Source organism: Guyparkeria hydrothermalis (assembly GCF_023555375.1).
GTDB lineage: Bacteria > Pseudomonadota > Gammaproteobacteria > Halothiobacillales > Halothiobacillaceae > Guyparkeria > Guyparkeria hydrothermalis.
Window position 1 is genome coordinate 58,908 of the sequence record NZ_JAJSEE010000003.1, and the last position, 15,889, is coordinate 74,796.

At 68.5% G+C, this 15,889-nt stretch carries 12 protein-coding genes; 6 read left to right on the top strand and 6 right to left on the bottom strand.

The features are described from left to right. Positions 1-105: 105 nt before the first annotated feature. The gene (locus LV475_RS05210; protein WP_136867459.1) at positions 106-2,751 is read left to right on the top strand and encodes a diguanylate cyclase; all 2,646 of its coding nucleotides are present in this window, start codon (positions 106-108) and stop codon (positions 2,749-2,751) included. On the opposite strand, the gene LV475_RS05215 is transcribed toward LV475_RS05210, so the two are convergent. The 6 genes from LV475_RS05215 to LV475_RS05240 all read right to left on the bottom strand — a co-directional run bounded on the left by LV475_RS05215 (position 2,726) and on the right by LV475_RS05240 (position 9,227). Beyond that, positions 2,726-3,652 carry a LysR family transcriptional regulator gene (locus tag LV475_RS05215; RefSeq protein ID WP_136867460.1) on the bottom strand — a complete coding sequence of 309 codons (927 nt, stop codon included), beginning with the start codon at positions 3,650-3,652 and terminating at the stop codon, positions 2,726-2,728. The genes LV475_RS05210 and LV475_RS05215 overlap by 26 nt on opposite strands. An 84-nt stretch (positions 3,653-3,736) precedes the next feature. Beyond that, the gene (gene gorA / locus LV475_RS05220) at positions 3,737-5,101 is read right to left on the bottom strand and encodes a glutathione-disulfide reductase (protein ID WP_136867461.1); all 1,365 of its coding nucleotides are present in this window, start codon (positions 5,099-5,101) and stop codon (positions 3,737-3,739) included. Between the two features lie 169 nt (positions 5,102-5,270). Continuing rightward, complete coding sequence (locus LV475_RS05225; protein ID WP_136867462.1) at positions 5,271-6,011, bottom strand: glutathione peroxidase; 741 nt, start codon at positions 6,009-6,011, stop codon at positions 5,271-5,273. A 319-nt stretch (positions 6,012-6,330) separates the two neighbouring features. Beyond that, complete coding sequence (gene lysA / locus LV475_RS05230) at positions 6,331-7,620, bottom strand: diaminopimelate decarboxylase (protein ID WP_269321145.1); 1,290 nt, start codon at positions 7,618-7,620, stop codon at positions 6,331-6,333. A 14-nt stretch (positions 7,621-7,634) separates the two neighbouring features. Then, on the bottom strand, positions 7,635-7,811 hold the full coding sequence (lptM, locus tag LV475_RS11175; RefSeq protein WP_430886863.1) for an LPS translocon maturation chaperone LptM: 177 nt from the start codon (positions 7,809-7,811) through the stop codon (positions 7,635-7,637). Between the two features lie 84 nt (positions 7,812-7,895). Continuing rightward, entirely contained in the window at positions 7,896-9,227 is a 1,332-nt protein-coding gene (locus tag LV475_RS05240; RefSeq protein WP_136867464.1) for an RsmB/NOP family class I SAM-dependent RNA methyltransferase, read from the bottom strand. A 243-nt stretch (positions 9,228-9,470) separates the two neighbouring features. On the opposite strand from LV475_RS05240, the gene LV475_RS05245 reads away from it, so the two are divergent. The 5 genes from LV475_RS05245 to secD all read left to right on the top strand — a co-directional run bounded on the left by LV475_RS05245 (position 9,471) and on the right by secD (position 15,880). Continuing rightward, positions 9,471-10,313: an alpha/beta fold hydrolase gene (locus LV475_RS05245; RefSeq protein WP_136867465.1), complete on the top strand. Its 843-nt coding sequence runs from the start codon at positions 9,471-9,473 to the stop codon at positions 10,311-10,313. Between the two features lie 925 nt (positions 10,314-11,238). Continuing rightward, the gene (gene queA, locus LV475_RS05250; RefSeq protein ID WP_250105867.1) at positions 11,239-12,318 is read left to right on the top strand and encodes a tRNA preQ1(34) S-adenosylmethionine ribosyltransferase-isomerase QueA; all 1,080 of its coding nucleotides are present in this window, start codon (positions 11,239-11,241) and stop codon (positions 12,316-12,318) included. Then, positions 12,315-13,460, top strand: a complete 1,146-nt coding sequence (gene tgt, locus LV475_RS05255) for a tRNA guanosine(34) transglycosylase Tgt (RefSeq protein WP_136867467.1) — start codon at positions 12,315-12,317, stop codon at positions 13,458-13,460. The genes queA and tgt overlap by 4 nt, the downstream gene beginning before the upstream one ends. Before the next feature lie 93 nt (positions 13,461-13,553). Next, positions 13,554-13,889: a preprotein translocase subunit YajC gene (gene yajC / locus LV475_RS05260; protein ID WP_136867468.1), complete on the top strand. Its 336-nt coding sequence runs from the start codon at positions 13,554-13,556 to the stop codon at positions 13,887-13,889. Between the two features lie 125 nt (positions 13,890-14,014). Next, positions 14,015-15,880, top strand: coding sequence for a protein translocase subunit SecD (secD, locus tag LV475_RS05265; RefSeq protein ID WP_136867469.1), 1,866 nt, complete (start codon positions 14,015-14,017; stop codon positions 15,878-15,880). Positions 15,881-15,889: the final 9 nt, after the last annotated feature.

Here is a 15,889-nt window from a genome sequence, read left to right on the forward strand (position 1 = left end):
CGGGGTTTGTGGTCTTGTGGTCGCGAGCCAGGACGCGGCCCAGGGACGACTTGATAACAGCCGAGCGGGTTGGCGGCTTTCTGGACCAGGGAAGGGAAAGGGCCGATGGAAAACGCGACGGAATCACCGCGGGGCAAGCCGGCCGGTCCGATCGGGCGCGTGTTCGGCTGGTTGCGCTCGCTGCGCGCGCTGATGCTGATCGTCGCGCTGGTCGTTTCGGTGCTGGTGACCGCGGCGGTCTACCTGGTCACCGAATCGGTCTTCACCCAGGCGGTGCAGCGCGCCTCGGTGCAGAACGCCCGCGTGTTGGCCGACGGCACCTTCAACGCCATGTACCAGATCATGCGCCAGGGCTGGACGCGTGATCAGCTCAACGAGTTCCTCGATTCTCTCAACCAGCGCGCCGACCCCGGCGCGGTGATCAACGTCTATCGCGGCTCGCGGGTCAACGAGCTGTTCGGTCGCCTCGAGCAGCCCGCCCCCGACCCCACCGCCATGGCCGCCTTCGAGACGCGCCGGACCCACGTCGAGGCCGGCGACCAGATGGTGCGCTACGACCGCCCGTTGGTCGCCAACGCCGAGTGCCTGCAGTGCCACGTCAATGCCGATGCCGGCCACGTGCTCGGCGTGCTCTCGATTCGCCAGCCGATCGGTCCGATGATCGAGCAGGCGCACGACGAGCTGGTCGACCGGCTGATGCTGATCGTGCCGGCGCCGCTGCTGGCCGCCCTGCTGATCGCGGGGCTGCTGAGCTGGCGGCTGGGGCGCTCGGTCAAGCGGCTCAATCGCTCGGTCGAGCAGGTCAACCGGGTCGAGGACCTGGCCGCCCTGCGCTTTGCCGGTGCCTCGACCGGGTTCACCGAGTTCGACGAGGTGCTCTCGCGGGTCGACGCGCTGACCGACAAGGTCCGCCACGTGGCGATCGACCGCAACCTGCTCGAGTTCGAGATCGGCCTGCTCGAGCACTTCGTGATCACCTCCGACGTGGTGCGCGACTGGCGCCGCTACGTGCGCGACCTGCTCGAGGAGATCAACCGGCAGTTCAGCGTCCACGGCGTGTTCACCGCCTTTTCGATCGCCGATCGGCCCATCGGCGTGGACGTGTTCTGGCACGGCCCGGTCGACGAGGTAGTCGCCGCGCGGCTCGACCAGGAGATCAGCCGACAGGTGGGCGAGGGCCTGGGAGATGGCCTGGGGGGTCAGACCCACGAGGTCACCCCGCGCCAGCACCCCGGCAAGGACGGGGTGCCGGTGACCGATGCCGGTCGCCTCGACCTGCACACCAAGATCCTGTCGATGGACCTGCCGCCAATGCGGGGCATGGTCGGGCTGATCGTGCCGATGGGCGAGGCGCGCGTGCCGGTGAAGAAGCTGGTGATCGAGTCGATCCTCTCCACCCTGATCAACGTGGTCGGTTCGGTGCGCGCGATCGAACGCCACACCGAGGACCTCGAGTACTTCGCCACCCGCGACCCGCTCACCCGTCTGTACAACCAGCGCATGTTCTGGTCGCTGCTCGACTACGAGATCGGCCGCGCCCGGCGCCACGAGTACCGTTTCGGCCTGATGGTGATCGACCTCGACGACTTCAAGCGGGTCAATGATCGCTACGGTCACGGCTTCGGCGACGACTACCTGCGCCGCGTCGCCGACCTGCTCGCCGACGGCCTGCGCGACGGTGACATCGTTGCCCGGTACGGCGGCGACGAGTTCGTCGCGATCCTGCCGGACGCCGACGACGACATCGCCGACCAGGTGGCCGGCCGCCTGCTCGCCCGCGCGCAGCAGACGGTGATCGCCGCACCGGACGGCGAGTCGTTGCGGCTGTCGCTGTCGATCGGCCTGGCCGTGGGGCCGGTGGACGCGGCCGACCCGGCCTCGGCGCAGGCGCTGTTCTCGTTGGCGGACCAGGCGATGTACCGCGCCAAAGCCGCCGGCAAGAACCGGCTGGCGGTGGCCAATCGCGACGAGGTGCGGGCCGTCGAGCAGGTCGAGGGCGCCTCGGCGGAAGCGATCACCGCGATCGATCCGGACACGGTGTCGGTGGTCTACCAGTCGATCCGGCAGGCGAATGGCGAGGTGATCGGCGCCGAGGTGTTCGCCCGTGCCCGCGTCGGCGAGCGGTTGGTGCCGGCCGCCGACTTCGTGCGTGCGCTGGGGCGTGACCAGTTGATCGATCGCGTCGACCGGCAGGTGGTCGAACGCGTGCTGGGCGATCCGGCGATCCGCGGTTTCGCCGGCCGACTGTTCTTCAATATCGCCCCCACCAGCCTGATGGAGGCGCGGTTCGTCGACTTCCTGCTGACCGCGGTCGAGCGCTCGACGCTGGCCCCCGGGCAGGTGGTGGTCGAGATCAGCGAGAGCCCGCTGGCCGGCGAGATCGGCGCGCTGGCCGGGCCGCTGGGCGATCTGCGGGCCGCCGGACTGCGTCTGGCGATCGACCATGCCGGCTCCGGGCGCGAGACGCTCAGTTACCTGCGCCGGTTCGAGGTCGACTACGTCAAGATCGAGGCCGACTGGCTGTGCGATCGCAAGGTCAGTCGCCGTGACCGGGCCTTCATCGACGGGCTACTCACCATCGCCGAGACCCTGGGGGTGACCGTGATCGCCCACAACGTCGAGACCGACGCCCAGGTGGAATTGATCCGCGGGTTGGCGATCGATCTCATGCAGGGCTATCGCTTCGCCCGCGAAAGCAGCACCCCGCCCGTCGTGCCGGCGACGGTCAGCGACCGGGGCGGGCCAGCGTGATGTCGCCGAGCCGCTCGCCGGCCTGTTCGCGCGCCAGTCGCAGGAAGGCGTCCAGGTAGGCCAGCCGGTGTTCGTCACGGCGCACCGCCAGGTGCATGGTCGCGGTCAGGCCATCGCCCAGCGGCCGGGCGGTGACGGTGCCCCGGGTGAGCTCCTCGCTGATGGCCCACTTGGGCAGGGCGGCCACGCCGTGACCGCTGGCGACCCACTGGGCGATCATCGCGGTGAGCTCCGATCGGCGTGATCCGGCCGGCTCGACCCCGGCGGGATCGAGAAAGCGGCGATAGATGTCGAGTCGATCGCGCTCGACCGGGTAGCCGATCACGGTCTGGTCGGCAAGCATCTCCGGGGTGATGCGTGTCTCGGCGGCCAGGGGATGGCCGGGGGCGAGCACCAGCACCACCGGGTAATGGAACAAGGGCTCGAAGTGCAGCTCCGGGTCGTCGACCGGATCGGAGCTGATCACGCCGTCGAGCTGACCGCGGCGCAGGGCGTCGATGGCATCGAAGCTGAACGACATCGACAGGTCGGTCTCGATCGAGGGCCACTGCGCGCGGTAGTGCTCGAGGGTCGGGATCAGCCAGGTGAAGCAGGAGTGGCACTCCAGTGCCAGGAACAGCCGCCCGGTCGCCCCGCCGGCGATCTGGCGCAGGTCGCGGTCGAGCCGATCCACCTCGGGCAGCACGGTGTCCGCCGCGGCCAGCAGCCGTCGCCCGGCCTCGGTCAGTCGCATCGGGCGCGAGCTGCGCGAGAACAGCGGCGTCTCGTAGTACGACTCCAGCGCACGGATCTGGTGCGACAGGGCCGACTGCGTCAGATGCAGTCGGTCGGCCGCCGCCGCCAGCGAGCCGGTCTGCTCGATCGCGCGGATGGTCTTGAGGTGGCGCAGTTCCAGGAACATGGGTGTTGCCTTCGCTCAAAAAAATTGGCCGACCGGGTTGTCCCGCGCCGGCCAATGGGGTTGCGTGGCGAGTGGCTGTCGCGGTCAGTCCCGCGGGGTCTTCAGGGTCACCAGCTCCTCGGCCGAAGTCGGGTGCAGGGCGACGGTGTCGTCGAACTGGCCCTTGGTCAGGCCAGCCTTCACCGCGACGGCGAAGCCCTGCAGCATCTCGTCGGCGCCGTCGCCGACGATGTGCAGGCCGGCGACGCGCTCTTCCTTGCCGACGCAGACGAGCTTCATCGCCGTCTTGAAGCCGTGCGAGGAGAGCGCGTAGCGCATCGGCGTGAAGGTGGTCTCGTAGACCGTCACCAGCTTCTTCCCAAAGCGCTCGACCGCCTGCGGCTCGGTCAGGCCGACGGTGCCCAGTGCCGGGTGGGCAAAGACCACCGTCGGGATGGTCTCGTACTCGAGGTGCGCGTCGTTCTGGCCGTCGAACAGGCGATCGGACAGGCGGCGACCCGCGGCGATGGCCACCGGCGTGAGCGGGTACTTGCCGATGATGTCGCCGATCGCGTAGATGCCGGGAACATTCGTGTTCTGGTAGGCATCGACCGGGATCATGCCGTTTTTCTCCACCTCAACGCCGGCCTTGTCCAGCCCGATGTCGTCGGTGTTCGGCTTGCGGCCGACCGCCCAGATCACCTGGTCGAACGGGCCGAGTGTCTCGCCGTCCGCACCGTGGATGATCGTGCCCTCGTCGGTCTTCTCCAGCTTCGAGACCTTGTACGGCAGGTGGGTCTTGATGCCCATCTGGTGCAGGTTCTCGGTGGCCGTCTCGCGGATCAGCGGATCGAACGGCGCAAGCACCGTGTCGAGCATGTCGAGCAGGGTCACCTCGCTACCCAGTGAGCGCAGCACGCCGGCGAGCTCCACGCCGATGTAGCCGCCGCCGATCACGGCGGTGCACTCGGGCAGTTCGTCGAGCTCGAAGAAGCCGTCGGAGGTGATGCCGTGCTCGGCCCCCGGTACCGGCGGCACCAGCGGGCGGCCCCCGGTGGAGATCACGATGTGGTCGGCGGTGTAGGTGGTGCCGTCGACATCCACCTTGTTGTCGCCGGCCAGACGGCCGTAGCCCTCGAGCACCTCGAGGTCGAGGTCCTTGGCGTAACCGTTCCAGAAGTTCGTGATGCCGGCGATGAACTCGCGGCGCTTTTTGGTCAGCGTGCCGAAGTCCACCGTGCCCGGGGCCTCGGGGAAGCCCCAGTCGACGGCGTCGGCCCGATCGTGGGCGAGGTTGGCGGCGTACCACATGACCTTCTTCGGCACGCAGCCGACGTTGACGCAGGTGCCACCGAGCGCGGTGGGCTCGACCACGGCGACGCGCTTGCCGTGCTGGGACGCGCGTTCGGCGACCGCGAGGCCGCCGGAGCCGCCGCCGAGGACGATCATGTCGAAATGCTTGCCACTCATGGATGCCTCCAGAAAGGGATATCGAATAAGGGGGCGGGCGTCGTGCCCCTCGTGGTGTCAATGCGGCTTTCGGCTGCCGGGCCATCACCGGGTCATCGTGGTGAGGGCGGGGCAGTCGAAAGCCGACCCGGGTTGCCCGGGCCGGAGTTGGCGTCGGCCTGAACGGCGATCAGTAGCCGTTCTGCTTCAGCCAGGTCTCGACTTCCTCGCTGCCGCCGACGTGCTTGCCGTCGATGTAGCACTGCGGCACGGTCTCGGTCTGGGCAACCGCACGCAGGGCGCGCAGGTTCACGTCGTCACCGACGACGATCTCGTCGAACTCCAGTTCCGCGTCGTGCAGCATGCCCTTGGCGCGGGCGCAGAACGGGCAGCCCTTGCGGGTGAACAGCATGATCGAGTGCGGCTTCTTGGCGTTGGGTGCCAGCCAGTCGAGCATGGTGTCGGCGTCGGAGACCTCGTAGGGGTCGCCCGGCTTCTCCGGCTCGATGAACATCTTCTCGACCGTGCCGTCCTTGACCAGCATGGAGTAGCGCCAGGAGCGCTTGCCGAAGCCCAGGTCGTCCTTGTCGACCAGCATGCCCATGCCCTCGGTGAAGTCACCGTTGCCGTCCGGGATGAAGCGGATGCGGTCGGCGTCCTGGTCCAGGGCCCACTCGTTCATGACGAAGGCATCGTTGACCGAGATGCAGACGATCTCGTCGACGCCGTGCTTCTTGAATACCGGCGCCAGCTCGTTGAAGCGCGGCACGTGGCTCGACGAGCAGGTCGGGGTGAAAGCGCCCGGCAGGGAGAAGACGGCGACGGTCTTGCCCTTGAAGATCTCGTCGGTGGTCACGTTGACCCAGTCGTGGTCCTGGCGGGTGCGGAAGGTGACGTTGGGTACCTTCTGGCCTTCACGATTCTCGAGCATGCAAAGTCTCCTTATATCGGTGAGAGGAAAAACGGGACGAAAGAATCCGACCGGGCCGCGCCGCGAAGGTCGGGCAACCCGGTGCTCGGAAACTCTGGGGTCGAAACCCGCAAATGCAATGCCTCCGGGGCCCCGGCAGTGCCTGGGGAAGGCCCGGGAACATGCCCCGCGGGCATGCTCCGACGGCATTGCTATGAATGGGTTTCAGCTTAGTCGAGGGTTTCGATCAAGGGAAATAGAATTTCCCGATCTTTTTGATAGCGGTTGGCTATCAAAAAGACGGTAACCAGCGGGGGGTGCCGGGGATCGAGCTGGCAGGTCAGTCGGTGGTGGGCAACTGCTCCAGCGCCCAGAGGGAATCGAGCGGCTCGCGGCGGCGGATCTCGTGGCAGGTACCGCCGTCGACCAGCACCTCGGCCGGGCGGGGTCGGGTGTTGTAGTTCGAGGCCATGGAAAAGCCGTAGGCGCCCGCGCCCAGCACGGCGAGCAGGTCGCCCTCGGCCAGATCCATCGCGCGCTCGTGGCCGAGGAAGTCGCCGGTCTCGCAGATCGGGCCGACGATCTCCCAGGTGCCGGGCTGGCGTTCGCCGGGGGCCTGTCCCGCGGGCACGATCGCCATGTCGCTGCCGTACAGTGCCGGGCGCATCAGGTCGTTCATGGCCGCGTCGACGATGGCGAACGACTTGTGCTCGCCGGGCTTGAGGTACTCGACCCGGGTGAGCAGCGCACCGGCCGGGCCGGCGATGAAACGGCCCGGCTCGATCCAGATGGGCAGCTCGCGGGCCAGCGGGTCGGCGTCGACCACCGAGCGGATCGCCTCGATCCAGTCGGCGGCTGCCGGCGGGGTCTCGTCGGTGTAGCGGATGCCGAGCCCGCCCCCGAGGTCGAGGTGTTCGAGCGTGATGCCGCGCTCGGCCAGGCGGTGGGCGAGCGCCATCACGCGCTCGGCGGCATCGCGGAACGGGCTGACGTCGGTCAGTTGCGAGCCGATGTGGCAGTCGATGCCCGTGACCTCGAGTGCCGGGTGGGCATGGGCCCATTCATAGAGAGGCAGCGCGTCGTCGATGGCGATGCCGAACTTGTTGTCCTTGAGCCCGGTGGAGATGTAGGGGTGGGTGCGGGCATCGACGTCCGGATTGACGCGAAGGGAAATCGGCGCTTTTTGCTGCATTTCGCTAGCGATTTCGGCAATTCGACGCAATTCCGCCTCGGACTCGACGTTCAGGCAGCCGATGCCGGCCTCGAGCGCGCCCTGGATCTCGGCGGCTGACTTGCCCACGCCGGAGAACACCGTTCGGCCGGGGTCGCCGCCGGCGGCCATGACCCGCGCCAGCTCGCCGTAGGAGACGATGTCGAAGCCGGCCCCCAGGCGGGCGAGCACGCTGAGGATGCCGATGTTGCTGTTGGCCTTGACCGCGTAGCAGATGCGGTGGGCACGCTCGCCGAAGGCCTCGCTCAGCGCGCGGTAGGCCGATTCGATCGCCGCACGCGAGTAGACGTAGGTGGGCGAGTTGTAGCGTGCCACGATCTCGCTGGCGTCGACCTGTTCGATCTGCAGGTCGCCGGCGTCGTTGCGGGAGAAGAAGGGGGGCAGGTCGCTCTGGGGCACGGTGGGGCTCCGGGTCAGTCCTGGTCGGTGTTGGTGGTCTCGGCGTCGGCGCGCGCGTCGGTCTCGGCCGACGGCGCGTCGTCCGGGAGGTGGAGCGGGCCTTTCTGGCCACAGCCGGCCAGCAGCGTGGCCAGCAGGAAGCCGGCGCCGAGGTGGCGGGCCAGCGTCGGGATCGATGAGGCGCGTTGCATGCGGACTCCGGGGCCGCTCAGGGCCGTTGTTGCAGCGTGTTCGGGTTGGTTTCGATGGGCTCGATTATGCCTGAACATGCGCCTTCAGGCCGTCGGTTGCTCGTCGGGTGCCTGCACGCAGGCGATAAAAAAGCCGTCGCAACCGTGCCGGTCGGGCCGCAGGCGGATCCATCCGGCGGGCGTCACGGCGTCGTCCGGCAGGCCGTCGAGGGCGGGCCGGGTAGCGTGCCAGCCGGGGTGGCGGGCGAGAAAGTCCTCGACGATGGCCTCGTTCTCCACGGGCCACAGGCTGCAGGTGGCGTACACCAGCCGCCCGCCGGGGCGCGTGGCGTTGGCGGCCTGCTCGAGCAGCCGTCGTTGCGTGTCGGCCAGGCCCGCCCAGTCGATGCGTGCCCAGCGCAATTCCGGGTGGCGGCGCCAGGTGCCCGAGCCGCTGCAGGGGGCGTCGACCAACACCCGGTCGAAGCCGGACAGATCCGCCGGCAGGGGGCGGGTGGCGTCCAGTGCCCGCTGGTCGAGGCGCGTGTCGCCGTGACGTGCGGCGCGCCGGGCCAATCGCTCGAGCCGTTCGGCATGCAGATCGCAGGCGGTCAGCGCCAGATCCCCGCGCGCCTCGTCGAGCAGGCCGAGGCTCTTGCCGCCGGCGCCGGCACACAGATCGAGCACCCGCTCGCCCGGCCGGGCCTCGAGGGCGCGCACCACCCATTGGCTGCCGGCGTCCTGGACCTCGAAGCCACCGGCCTCGAAGGCCGGCAGGCGGGTCAGGCGCGCCGGGCGCCCGAGGCGAAGACCCAGTGGCAAGCCGGCGATGGGGGTCGCCTCGATGTCGGCCTCGGCCAGTTCGCCGATCAGCGCGTCGCGATCCGCGTGGCGCGGGTTGGCGTGCAGGTCCACCGGCGCGCGGGCGTCCAGCGCCCGGGCGAGGGTGTCGGGATCGTCGGGCTGCCAGGCTCGCCATTGGCCGGCGGCGGCTGCCGACAGGTTGAAGCGGACGTCGTCCGGCAATTGGTCGAACGGCTCGGCGGCTCGTGCGGCGAGCCGGGTGGTCGTCTCGGCCGCCAGTCCGGCTGCCTCGGCGAGTACCGGGTCGAGGGCGTCGGCCAGCGATAGCGCGGCGGCGAGTCGGGCGGCCATGCTCGGCGCGTCGTCATCGAGTAGCCAGTCGAGCACCCGCCGCTGGCGCAGCACGAACAGGGTCAGCTCGCGGACCCGTTCGCGATCGCGTCGCCCCATCTTGCGCCGGGCGGCCAGCTCGCGCTGCAGGCTGCGGTCGGCCGGCAGTCCCTCCTCGGTAATGCGCTCGAGCAGTTCCGCGGCCAGGTGCAGTTGCGCGGGGAAGGTCCGGCCGCGAGGCAGGTCGGGCCTCGGCCAGTCTCCGCCGGCCGGCGATGGATGGGTCGGGGTGGGGTGGGTCATGGGCTCGGCGGTCGCTTAAGGAAACTCTGCATGATGCGATGGCATCTCTGGCGTGGCGGGTCGTTCGTGATCATGGCGTCGTCGCCGACGTGCCGGTAGTCACGGCAAGACGGTGCCGCACCGGGGGCGGACGCGGCGCGGCACCGGGTCCCTGCGGCCCTTCCCGGCGCGTTTGGTAGTATCTCACGATCTCGCATGCCCCCGATTGGGGGCCGATTTCATTAATAGGACCATGTCATTTCAATGAGCACGCAAGCAACAGAGGCGGCAAAAGGGGCGCCGAACGCGGCGGTCGACCTGCACTTCGAGGAGCGTGGTGGCGGTCTGCCGGTCATCATCATGCACGGCCTGTTCGGTTCGCTGTCCAACTGGCGCGGCATTGCCCAGTCGTTGAGCGCGAACTACCGCGTCATCAACGTCGACCTGCGCAACCACGGCCGGTCGCCCCACGCCCCCGGTCTCTCTTACGAGGCGATGGCCAACGACGTTCTCGCGGTGATGGATCGGCTCGGGGTCGAGCGCGCCCACCTGATCGGCCACTCGCTGGGCGGCAAGCTCGGCATGGTGCTGGCGGACCGTCACCCCGAGCGGGTCGCGCGACTGGCCGTGGTCGATATCGCGCCGAAGTGGTACCCGCCCTGGCACAAGGACGTCTTCGCCGCGCTGGATGCCGTCGACCTCCAGGCGCTCGAGTCGCGTGAGCAGGCGCGCCAGCAGATGGCCGCGCACGTGTTCGAGCCCGAGGTGCGCGCCTTCCTCGCCGCGAATCTCGAGCAGGTCGACGGACAGTGGCGCTGGCGGTTCAATCTGCCCGAGCTCAAGGCCGCCTACGAGCAGACCTCGGACATGCCGGCGCTGTCGGGCTTCTACCTGGGGCCGGCGTTGTTCATTCGCGGTGCCCAGTCGGCCTACATCGAGGCCGGCGACGAGGAGCGTATCGCCCGCGATTTCCCGCAGAGCTGCATCGTCACGCTGGAGCGGGCGCGCCACTGGCCGCACATCGAGGACACGGCCGGGTTCCTCGACGCCGTCACGCGCTTCTTCGCCCACGGCTGCCAGGATTTCCCGGCGCGTCCGATCGGCTGACGGGGTCCGGCGAGCCGTTTGTAGGAAAATTCCTACAAGAGAAATGGAAAATTCCTACGAAACTTTCGGCGATTTCATCTATTCACCGCGCGTTCCGGGGCGCATCATGCACCCGTGCTTGGATGCACGGGGCAGGAAGCCCACCCGGCCAGGAGGCCGAGGGATCGTACGGCGGACAGGAGGTCCGCGCAGGATGCACCGGCAGAGGATCTGCCAGACCGGGTGGTCGGGTTCGCCCGACGCGCGCACGGCGCTCTGTTAAGGAAGCGCACCGTAAACAACCGGACCTCGGGATAGAGTCCAGGTTTTTTGCGGGCCGCCAGGAAGGCCGCGGCGCGTTCGGCAAGGATGCCGGGCCCGGTAACGGATCTAGCCAAGCGCCCAGGACGGGCGCTGCCACGGACGGCAAGGGACGATTCCGCGCAGGACGCGCGCCCGATGCAGGATGGCATCGCCGAAAAAAGACGGTGGTAGACGCCGGCAACAACAAGCAACCGCAGGAACGGTCAGCGGCGAGACAAGAAGCAACAGGACCGGCAACGGATTTGCCCTAGTCTCAGGGATAAGCACTCGCCACACCGGACCCAGGGATTGGGACCCACGACTCCGCGCAGGGACAACGCGCCGCATCCATGCCGCAAGGCAGGATTGTTTCCCGGCCAGGACGGCCCTTCTCCTTTTTCTTTCGTCCTCGACGAACCAACCCGATTTATCCGCAGCCACCCTCCGATCGATTCGGAACCGGGTGTTTTTCGCGTGGGCGCGTTTCTTGGGATTGCAGTGATCACCAGATCGCGGCGGGCAGGCGCCCCAACGGTGGCGCCCCCCCCTATGCGTATTACGCGTCCGGCAAGGTGGGTGGGTTCCGGTGCGGTGGTGCTCCCTGGTGGCCTGTCTTCACGCGCCGGGGTAGACTGCGCCGGCCATGAAGCTCGACGTCTTTGATTACCACCTGCCTCCCGAACGGATCGCCGCCCGCCCGGCCGAGCCGCGCGAGTCGGCGCGCCTGCTGGTGCTGCCCGTGCAGGGCGAATTCGAGCACCGGACCATCAACGACCTTCCCGACCTGATCGAACCCGGTGACCTCCTGATCCTGAACGATACCCGCGTGATCCCGGCGCGGGCCTACGGCCACAAGGCCTCGGGGGGCAAGGTGGAATTCCTGCTCGAGCGCCTGCTGGATGCCGACCGGGCGCTGTGTCACATCAAGAGCAGTCGCTCGCCGAAGGTCGGCGCGACGCTCTACATGGAGGGTGGGGCCACGCTCGAGGTGGTCGGCCGTGCTGGCGCGCTGTTCGAGCTGCAGCTGCGCGAATCGGCCACGCCGGGCGGTCTGCTCGGCTGGCTGGAGGCGCACGGCCACATGCCGCTGCCCACCTACATCGAGCGCGCGGACGACGATCAGGACCGCCACGACTACCAGACGGTGTTTGCCCGCCGCGACGGGGCGGTCGCCGCGCCCACGGCCGGCCTGCACCTGACCGAGGCGCTGCTCGAGCGTCTGCGGGACAAGGGCGTCGAGACCACCTTCGTCACCCTGCACGTGGGCGCGGGCACCTTCCAGCCAGTGCGCAGCGAGACCATCGAGGCGCACGAGATGCATCGTGAGTGGACCGAGGTGCCGGCGGCCGCGGTCGAGGCCGTGGCCGCCGCCCGGCAGCGTGGGGGTCGCGTGATCGCCATCGGCACCACCGCCGTTCGGGCGATCGAGACGGCCGCCCGCGCGCATCCCGAGCGGGCGAAGCAGGGCGAGATCGGCCCGTTCGTCGGCGACACCCAGTTGTTCCTGTACCCCGGCCAGCCCCTGTACGTGATCGACGCGATGCTGACCAATTTCCACCTGCCGCGCTCGACGCTCCTGATGCTGGTCTCGGCCTTCGCCGGCCGCGAGCGGGTGCTCGCCGCCTACCACGAGGCCATCGAGCGCGGCTACCGCTTCTACTCCTTCGGCGATGCCATGTTCATCGAGGCGTGCGCCGGCATCGAGGCCGCAGAGACCGCATGAAGTTCGACCTGCACGACTGCACACTCGCCAAGACCGAGGCCGAGCGGCTCGCCGGGCCGCGGCGTGGCCAGATCCGCTTCGCGCGTGGCGTGATCGACACCCCTGCGTTCATGCCCGTGGGCACCTACGGCACGGTCAAGGCGGTCACGCCCGAGGAATTGATCGACCTGGGCGCGCAGATCGTGCTCGGCAACACCTTCCACCTGATGCTGCGCCCGGGCACCGAGATCATCCGCCTGCACGGTGACCTGCACGATTTCATGCACTGGGAGCGGCCGATCCTGACCGACTCGGGCGGCTTCCAGGTTTTCTCGCTGGCCGACATGCGCAAGATCACGGAGGAAGGGGTGCGCTTCGCCTCGCCGGTCAACGGCGACCCGGTGATGCTCACCCCCGAGTCCTCGATGCAGGTGCAGCACGAGCTCGGTTCGGATATCCAGATGATCTTCGACGAATGCACGCCCTACCCGGCCACGCCCGAGGTGGCGGGTGCCTCGATGCGCCTGTCGCTGCGCTGGGCGGCGCGCTCGAAGGTCGCCTTCGAGGCGTTGAAGCCCGAGGGCTCGGACCGGGCGCTGTTCGGCATCGTCCAGGGTGGCATGCACGAGGCCCTGCGGCGCGAATCGGCCGCCGGGCTGGTCGAGCTGGGCTTCGACGGCTACGCCGTGGGTGGCCTGTCGGTGGGCGAGCCGCTCGCCGAGCGCAACGCGGTGCTCGAGGTGACCCTGCCCGAGCTGCCGGGTGATCGGCCGCGTTACCTGATGGGCGTGGGCAAGCCCGAGGACCTGGTCGAGTCGGTCGCCCGCGGCATCGACATGTTCGACTGCGTCATGCCCACCCGCAATGCGCGCAACGGCCACCTGTTCACCCGCTACGGCGACGTGCGCCTGAAGAATGCCCGCTACGCCACCGACGTGGCCCCGCTCGACGCCGACTGCGACTGCTACACCTGTCGGCACTACTCGCGTGCCTACCTCAAGCACCTGCACAAGGCGCGCGAGGTGCTGGGCGCGCGGCTGTGCACCATCCACAACCTGCATTACTACCAGGTGCTGATGGCCGAGATGCGCGCGGCCATCGAGGCCGACGCCTTCGAGGCGTTCCGGACGCGCTTCTATGCCGAGCGCGAACGCGGCGTCTGAGCGTGCGTACCGAGATTGCCCGGGCTTGTGGCATACTCCGGGGCTGTTTTAAAAACCATCTAGACGACACGAAAACCGGGAGCAACCACCACGATGTTCTTTATCAGCGATGCCATGGCCCAGGCGGAAGGGGCCGGTGAGCCGAGCCTGCTGGCGACCTTCCTGCCGCTGCTGCTCATCTTTGCCGTCATGTACTTCCTGCTGATCCGCCCGCAGATCAAGCGTCAGAAGGAACACAAGAAGCTGGTCGAGGCGATCGAGAAGGGCGACGAGGTGGCAACCTCCGGTGGCCTGCTGGGCCGGGTAATCAACGTCGGCGACACCCTCCTGGTGCTGGAGATCGCCGACGGCACCACCGTGGTCGTGCAGCGTTTCGCCGTCACCACCGTGATGCCCAAGGGCACCATCAAGGACGCGCGCGAGGCCTGATCCTCGCCACCGTATCAAGGGCTCGCCACGGCGGGCCCTCTCGTTTATCCGCCCGCCGGCCAGGGATGCGTGTCGGCGGGCCGCGCCCCGCTCCACGGGGCGTTTTCCACGCGAAGGCCTAGAAGATGAACCGCTACCCCCTGTGGAAGAATCTGATCGTCGTCGTTGTCGTGCTGGTGGGGTTGTTCTACGCCCTGCCGAACTTCTTCGGCGAAGAGCCGGCCCTGCAGATCTCCAAGCGCGACGGCAGCATGGAGCAGGTCGCCCTGTCCGAGGCGCAGAGCGCCCTGCGGGCGGCCGGTATCGAGTACGGCCGCTCGGAGATCCAGGGCGATTCCGGCCTGATCCGCTTCAACTCCACGGATGACCAGCTCGAGGCGGTCGACGTGGTGCGTGCCGCCCTGGGCGGCGACTACCCCGTCGCCCTCAACCTCGCCCCGGCCGCCCCGACCTGGCTGACCGACCTCGGCGCGCTGCCGATGTACCTCGGCCTCGACCTGCGTGGCGGCGTGCACTTCCTGATGCAGGTGGACATGGGCGCGGCGATCAAGACCGCGCTCGAGCGTCGTGTCGACGGCATGCGGGCGGACCTGCGCGGCGAGCGCCTGCGCTACGTCTCCGCCGAGGTCACCGACGAGCAGCGCATCCAGGTGCGGTTCCGCGACGCCGAGTCGCGCGACCAGGCCATCGAGCAGTTGACGGAAGGCTACGAGGATCTCGAGTTCGATTCGACCGAGATCGACGGCGAGCCCTACCTGACGGCGACGATGACCGAGGAAGGCGTCGAGACCGAGCGCCGCGCCGCCCTCGAGCAGAACATCACCACGCTGCGCAACCGCGTCAACGAGCTGGGCGTGGCCGAGCCGCTGATCCAGCAGCAGGGCGACAGCCGCATCGTGGTCGAGCTGCCGGGTATCCAGGACACCGTGCGCGCCAAGGAAATCCTCGGCGCGACCGCCACCCTGGAATTCCGGCTCGTCCACGGTTCGCCCGCCGACTGGGTCGACGCCGACGAGTCCGGCAGCATTCCACCGCAGGCGCGGCTCTACCAGCGTCGCGATGGCGGCCCGGTGCTCCTGAAGCGCCAGGTGATCGTCACGGGCGACCGCGTCACCGGGGCGTCCTCGGGCTTCGATCAGGATTCGGGCTCGCCGGCGGTGTTCGTCAACCTCGACAGCCAGGGTGCACGGCGCATGGCCGACATCACCGGCGACAACATCGGCCAGCAGATGGGCGTGGTGTTCATCGAGAACCGCATCGATACCCAGGTTGACGAGAACGGCAAGCTGATCGAGGAGAAGAAGCTGGTCGAGGAGGTGATCAACGTCGCCACGATTCGTGACCAGCTGGCCAACCGCTTCCAGATCACCGGGCTCGATTCCTCCGAGGAGGCGCGCAACCTCTCGCTGCTGCTGCGCGCCGGTGCCCTGCGCGCCCCGATGGACATCGTCGAGGAGCGCACCGTCGGCCCGAGCCTGGGGGCCGAGAACATCCAGGCGGGCGTCAATGCCGCGATCCTGGGCTTCGTGCTGGTCGCGATCTTCATGATGATCTACTACCGCGTGTTCGGCGTGATCGCCGTGGTCGCGCTGGTCACCAACCTGGTGCTGATCGTCGCGGTGCTCTCGATGCTGCAGGCCACGCTCACCCTGCCGGGCATCGCGGGTATCGTGCTGACCGTGGGCATGGCGGTGGACGCCAACGTGCTGATCTTCGAACGCATCCGCGAGGAGCTCAGGAACGGCATGACGCCGCACGCGGCGATGAAGGCCGGCTACGAGCGGGCCTTCGCCACCATCCTCGACGCCAACATCACCACCCTGCTGGCCGCGCTCGCGCTGTTCGCCTTCGGTACCGGGCCGATCAAGGGCTTCGCGGTGACGCTGTCGATCGGCATCCTGGCCTCGGTGTTCACTGCGGTGATGCTGTCGCGCGCGCTGGCCAACCTGGTCTACGGCCGCCAGGCGCGCCTGAAGGGACTTTCCATCTGAGCCGGTCAC

Coding starts and splice junctions, on each gene's coding strand:
- LV475_RS05210 (WP_136867459.1), top strand. CDS start 106: ATGGAAAACGCGACGGAATCACCGCGGGGCAAGCCGGCCGGTCCGATC.
- LV475_RS05215 (WP_136867460.1), bottom strand. CDS start 3,652: ATGTTCCTGGAACTGCGCCACCTCAAGACCATCCGCGCGATCGAGCAG.
- gorA (WP_136867461.1), bottom strand. CDS start 5,101: ATGAGTGGCAAGCATTTCGACATGATCGTCCTCGGCGGCGGCTCCGGC.
- LV475_RS05225 (WP_136867462.1), bottom strand. CDS start 6,011: ATGCTCGAGAATCGTGAAGGCCAGAAGGTACCCAACGTCACCTTCCGC.
- lptM (WP_430886863.1), bottom strand. CDS start 7,811: ATGCAACGCGCCTCATCGATCCCGACGCTGGCCCGCCACCTCGGCGCC.
- LV475_RS05240 (WP_136867464.1), bottom strand. CDS start 9,227: ATGACCCACCCCACCCCGACCCATCCATCGCCGGCCGGCGGAGACTGG.
- LV475_RS05245 (WP_136867465.1), top strand. CDS start 9,471: ATGAGCACGCAAGCAACAGAGGCGGCAAAAGGGGCGCCGAACGCGGCG.
- queA (WP_250105867.1), top strand. CDS start 11,239: ATGAAGCTCGACGTCTTTGATTACCACCTGCCTCCCGAACGGATCGCC.
- tgt (WP_136867467.1), top strand. CDS start 12,315: ATGAAGTTCGACCTGCACGACTGCACACTCGCCAAGACCGAGGCCGAG.
- yajC (WP_136867468.1), top strand. CDS start 13,554: ATGTTCTTTATCAGCGATGCCATGGCCCAGGCGGAAGGGGCCGGTGAG.
- secD (WP_136867469.1), top strand. CDS start 14,015: ATGAACCGCTACCCCCTGTGGAAGAATCTGATCGTCGTCGTTGTCGTG.